Annotated in this window: 5 protein-coding genes and 1 pseudogene; 2 read left to right on the forward strand and 4 right to left on the reverse strand. The window is 64.0% G+C overall.

Annotated features, from left to right (window positions below; genetic code table 11):
- Positions 1-199: 199 nt before the first annotated feature.
- Positions 200-1,033, forward strand: coding sequence for an outer membrane protein (locus tag MKK84_RS29590; protein ID WP_243925694.1), 834 nt, complete (start codon positions 200-202; stop codon positions 1,031-1,033).
- A 638-nt stretch (positions 1,034-1,671) separates the two neighbouring features.
- On the opposite strand, the gene MKK84_RS29595 is transcribed toward MKK84_RS29590, so the two are convergent.
- The 4 genes and pseudogenes from MKK84_RS29595 to MKK84_RS29610 form a co-directional block, all read right to left on the reverse strand.
- Entirely contained in the window at positions 1,672-1,965 is a 294-nt protein-coding gene (locus MKK84_RS29595; RefSeq protein WP_243925695.1) for a hypothetical protein, read from the reverse strand.
- 1,267 nt (positions 1,966-3,232) lie between these two features.
- Positions 3,233-3,310: pseudogene (locus MKK84_RS36025) on the reverse strand (hypothetical protein); the annotation flags it as partial.
- Positions 3,307-3,702, reverse strand: a complete 396-nt coding sequence (locus MKK84_RS29605; RefSeq protein ID WP_243925697.1) for a phage holin family protein — start codon at positions 3,700-3,702, stop codon at positions 3,307-3,309. The gene MKK84_RS29605 and the pseudogene MKK84_RS36025, both read right to left, overlap by 4 nt.
- A gap of 9 nt (positions 3,703-3,711) precedes the next feature.
- Positions 3,712-4,155: a hypothetical protein gene (locus tag MKK84_RS29610; RefSeq protein ID WP_243925698.1), complete on the reverse strand. Its 444-nt coding sequence runs from the start codon at positions 4,153-4,155 to the stop codon at positions 3,712-3,714.
- 165 nt (positions 4,156-4,320) lie between these two features.
- On the opposite strand from MKK84_RS29610, the gene MKK84_RS29615 reads away from it, so the two are divergent.
- Positions 4,321-4,683: a CsbD family protein gene (locus tag MKK84_RS29615; RefSeq protein WP_243925699.1), complete on the forward strand. Its 363-nt coding sequence runs from the start codon at positions 4,321-4,323 to the stop codon at positions 4,681-4,683.
- Positions 4,684-4,791 lie beyond the last annotated feature (108 nt).

Genomic DNA, 4,791 nt, shown 5'->3' on the forward strand with positions numbered 1-4,791 from the left:
GTTCGCAACCAAAGCGCCTCTGGCATGTCGTGGCGCTCTTGCATGTAGACCGCGAAGTATTACGGCGGTCGAGGGCGCGTTAAGAGGCGGTTTACTACGACACGCCCCCTCATCACCCAAGGGTGTGTCCGTGAAACTACAGCTATTTAGCTCCGCATCCAGTAGTCATGCCTTCAGATTGAATGTTGGACCTGACGTGATGACCAAGCTCCTGGCCTCGCTGGCTGCCTTCACCGCCCTGACCGCCGCCGCTTCGGCCGCCGACCTGCCGCGCCGTCCCGGCCCGCCGCCCGTGTTCACCCCCGTGCCGGTGTTCACCTGGTCGGGCGCCTACTTCGGTATCAACGCCGGCTACGCCTTCGACGCCTCCAGCCGCTCGAACAGCTCGGTGTTCGGCGTCCCCGCCCCCTACGCCGCTGCCGGCACGACCGCGACTTTCCGCGATCGCAACCAGGACGGTTTCTCCGGCGGCGCCCAGGTCGGCTACAACGTCCAGTTCACCCCGGGCTCCGGCGTCGTCGTCGGCATCGAGGCCGACGCCCAGTACCTCGACTTCGGCCGCAGCCGGAACAACGCCTTCGTGAACGGCGCCGTCGCCCCGGGTTACTACGTCACCGACCCGCGCGGCCTGTCGAGCCTCGACTACTTCGGCACCGTGCGTGGCCGCCTCGGCTACGCCTTCGACCGTACGCTCGTGTACGGCACCGGCGGCTTCGCCTACGGCTCGGGCAGCGCTGACCGTTCGTTCGGCGGCTACGCCGGCAACGACAGCTTCCGCACCGGCTACGCGGTCGGCGGAGGCGTCGAGTTCGCGCTCCCCACCGAGTCGTTCCTGAACTTCTTCCGTTCGTCGGCCGTGACGTTCAAGGTCGAAGGCCTGTACGTCAACCTGGAGCGCGGCAACCGCAACCAGGGCGCCCTGGTCGTCAACGCCGCCAACCTCGTCCCGGTCGCCTACAGCGCCATCGGTCGCCGCGACGACGAGTTCGCCGTCGTCCGCGCCGGCCTGAACTACAAGTTCGGCTCGTACTAAGATCCGATCGCGCTGCTCCCGGTAGCGATGCCGGGGGATGCGGTGGTGGGCGAGGGGTAGTTGGTCCTCCTCGTGGCTCTCCATCGCCGAGGAGCAGCCCTCCGGCTGACCTTCGCATCCCCAGCTTGATCAAACTGGCCGCTCGATCGGCAGCACCCTGGGAGCCTTCGCTCCTGGGGTGTTTCTTGTTTTGGAGCCTGAAGGGTCAGCCGATCGCCCAGAACAACGGGAGTGCGCCCGCTAGGAACAGGGCTGAGGACAGGAGCACGGCAAAGCGCTCGCGATGGTAGTGGTCGGCGACACGTGTCACCGCCGAACCACATGCGGATTGATGTGCTCAGGCGCACTTCGCGAAGGCCGAGCTGGGCGTATCCATTCCCGCGTGGCTGCGGTGCCCCCTCAGCAGCCCGATCCAGCGGCGCAGTGACCTTACGGGTTGCTGCGCCGATGTCGTTTCAGCGGGATAGCTGCGAACGCTTGGCCTTGACCGCTTCCACGGCGGCGATGACGTTTTCCAACTCTGCGACCCAGCGCAGCGCGCTCTGCGCTGGCAGCCCATCGTGCTCGGCCATCGCCAAGACGAGCGTGCGCTGACGCGCCTTTAGGCGTTCGAAGAGAGCGTGAACCGTTGCTCTATTTTAGCAACCGCGACAGATGGTATTCATTGTTTTGCCCATCTTGTCATCGAACAACTTCTGCTGCGAGACTCGCTCGCGTTCTGCTTTATCCGCCTGAGCTTTTGTTTTTGGATCCATTCCCGTCATGCTGCCGGGATCGCCGCTCGGCTGCACGGCGCCCGGTGTGGGCTGCCTATGGGCAGGGGCCGCAATCGCCGGAGTGGCTACGAGTAACACTGCGATAGCAGATCGAATTATCAAGGCCGCCTCCAGCATAGCAAAGGATGATAGCACATCGGATTTGGCGACGTTCACGACAGGTCGTTCATTCCACCGCGCGGCAGTCGACTGGCGGTAGATCCAGTCCCAGGGTCCGCGGGTAGGCGCGGAACGGGCCGAGAACGCCAGCATCAACCGGCTGCCTGTCAAAGCTATCGGAGAACAGAACGGCACCCGTTGACGGATCATTTACCATACCATGCCAAGATGACCGCAGCGCTCGGCCGGGGGGCGAATGCTGGAAGAGCCGCACCGGAGCCAGCCCTCCCCTAGCCTCGATGCGGCCTCGCCGGCGCAGTCGCCGCCTCTGCGTGGCCCTGCGAACACAGGCGCGCCGCAATTCGCTAAGCTTGTCGAATTCAGTCTCGACGTTCGACCCTCTGAATGGTGCAAGTACCCGGCAGCGGCGAAGACCGGCTGAGGGGGCTTCTATGAAGTATGCGATCCTACCAGCGGCTCTGGCCGCGGCGCTCCTTGGCGCCTGCGCCTCGTCGTCCGACAAAGTCGCCGCCACCTACGTATCGCCAATCCCAATAGCCGGCAGAGTGTCAGAGCCTCCGATAGGCGAGGGCGGGTTATCTCGGGATCCGCTTTCAACCTCGACCAGTTCGGCCACGTGACGCCAAGAACCACCCGTGAGAAAATCGGCGACAGCTCGCCGTGGCGCTTCCAGCCCGAGACCGGACCGACCCTGCCGCTCCGTCGAGACTCGTAGGTGAGGGACGAACGCTGTGTGAGCCATGCCGTTTTTGCGGGGTGTCTCGTCCGAACGAATGGTCGTTTAACCGGATGGAACACCCACCCGCGATGCTGCTTGGGATACACCACAGCTTCAGTCAGCCAGTCCTCGAACCTATTCGAGGATTACTCCGCCGCCGACGCGAGCAGGGTTGTACGCCAGGCTGGGACGAAGCCTACTAGCTCGTCCCGCCGTCCGCGCAGGCTTCCGGTAGGAACCGACTTACTTCGTAATTCGCACTGAGACCGGGTCGCTGCCGGGAAAGCTTTCCTCCAGCGCGTCGTCGAGCCGTTCGTACATCCGGTCAGGATGGTTCTCAGGCAGGTGGCGATCCAGCGTCGCTGCAGTGGCCCCTGAGGGGGCTGCCGCCAATCTTCGCCTCTCCACCGCCGTTCGGAACGCCTCATAAACGAGTAGCCCAAATCCCGCCGCGATCAGCAGCGCCGGTATGGGATTGACCCGCACATCGGTGACAAACCGTTCCACCGTTTCGCTGGCTGCTTCCCCGGAACGACGGAGATCGGTCAAGCTCCTCGGGATACCCGGACCTTTCAAGCGGTCTTGCAGGTCACTTAGCGTGCGATCCAACCGACCCCGAGTTGCCTCAACGTCATGCTCCAGCTTGTCCGGCGAGTCGCTCATGTGTCTATCCGATCCGTAAGAACCTGCGCGTCTTGTTTGACCTGCCGTCCTGTGCGCGTCGGCTCCAGAGTGGAAAGCGAAGCCTTGCTGCGCCCGAACAAGGCCATGCCGAGCGCGAGCAAAAGGAACGTGCCGCCTACGATTAGGGCCGCCAGCGCGTCCGACTGCACGAGGACTGCGATGCCCTTGACCAGGGCGAGGAGCAGCGTGAACAGGCCTGCGATGGCAAAAACACCCGCGACGAGCAGCAGGCTGAGGCCGAGGGATATGCGGTGAACGCCTTGCGCCATCTCGGTGCGGAACAGTGCGATCTCGCTGCCGACGAGGTCCCGCAGCTCACGAACCGCATCGCCGACGAGGGTAGGGATGCTCCGCAATCCGGGCTCAACCATGTCCCCCTCCTACAGCTCCGGCGTCGGGATGACGTCGACTGGAACCACCGCATGTGAGCGCGGGATCGGTCGAAGTTTCCGAGAATTCAGAGTGTGGAATACCGCGAAGCCAGCCAGCACGACCGCCGCGGCCGCCAGCACGGGACGCCTGCGGACCGAGGCTTGTACCTCGTCGTACAACTCGCTGAAGGATCGACGTGAGATGTTCTCGGCTAGCTCTTCGACGCCGAGCGCGGCCTGATCGAACACCCCCTTCAACTGCGGCAGACCGTCAAAGTTGGCGCCGGTCTCGCGGATCGCGTCGCCTACGTCCGACACTACCCGCGCCGCGTCAGCCTTGCGCTTCTCGACATAGCCCTCGGTTTGATCGCGCAGCGTATCAGCAAAACCCTGAGCCGCACCCAATCCCGGTTCGGCAGCGCTCGATCTACGACCCTGAGCACCATTCGGCATCGAACTATTCTCGTGCGTCATCCCAAATCAGGAAAGCCGTAAGCTCCTCATAGCGTTCCGCCACACCGATGCGCTGATGGATCTATTTTGGAGACGAAAGGAGCTATTCACGCGTTGATGGTGCGCTGGGGGCCCGACCAGCTCCAATACTGAGGAGGAAAAGCTATGGACGAGGATCGGATCACCGGGGCTGCGAAGGAACTCGGCGGCAAGGTCAAGGGCGCGGCCGGCGAGCTGACGGGGGATAAGCAGACGCAGGCTGAAGGGAAGGCAACTGAGCTGAAGGGCTCGGCGCAGAACCTGTACGGACAAGCCAAGGACACGCTCAGTGACGCCGCCGATCAAGCACGGGAGTTTGCCGGCGATGCGTTTGACCGCGCCCGCGAGCGCTACCCGGACGCGCAGCGCTTGTACCAGCAGGGCAGCGAGGCGCTTCGCCCGCACGCGCAAGAGTCACCTCTGGGGCTCGCGATCTTAGCTGGCGCAATCGGCTACCTGATCGGCCCCCACAGGGTGGTCCAAGGTTAAAGTTAGTGCGCAGTAGGCCGCTCCACCACGGTTAGCTTGGCCGGCGGAGCTGGTCGGGCGAGCGCAGCCGGCCAAGCGGTGAAGGCTGGCATGAACACCTCTGGTGCC

The sequence above is a fragment of the Methylobacterium sp. E-065 genome (genome assembly GCF_022829605.1).
Lineage (GTDB): Bacteria > Pseudomonadota > Alphaproteobacteria > Rhizobiales > Beijerinckiaceae > Methylobacterium.

What these genes read in the sequence shown, in the direction of transcription:
- MKK84_RS29590 (WP_243925694.1), top strand. Translation starts at nt 200, where the DNA reads ATGACCAAGCTCCTGGCCTCGCTGGCTGCCTTCACCGCCCTGACCGCC.
- MKK84_RS29615 (WP_243925699.1), top strand. Translation starts at nt 4,321, where the DNA reads ATGGACGAGGATCGGATCACCGGGGCTGCGAAGGAACTCGGCGGCAAG.
- MKK84_RS29605 (WP_243925697.1), bottom strand. Translation starts at nt 3,702, where the DNA reads ATGGTTGAGCCCGGATTGCGGAGCATCCCTACCCTCGTCGGCGATGCG.
- MKK84_RS29610 (WP_243925698.1), bottom strand. Translation starts at nt 4,155, where the DNA reads ATGCCGAATGGTGCTCAGGGTCGTAGATCGAGCGCTGCCGAACCGGGA.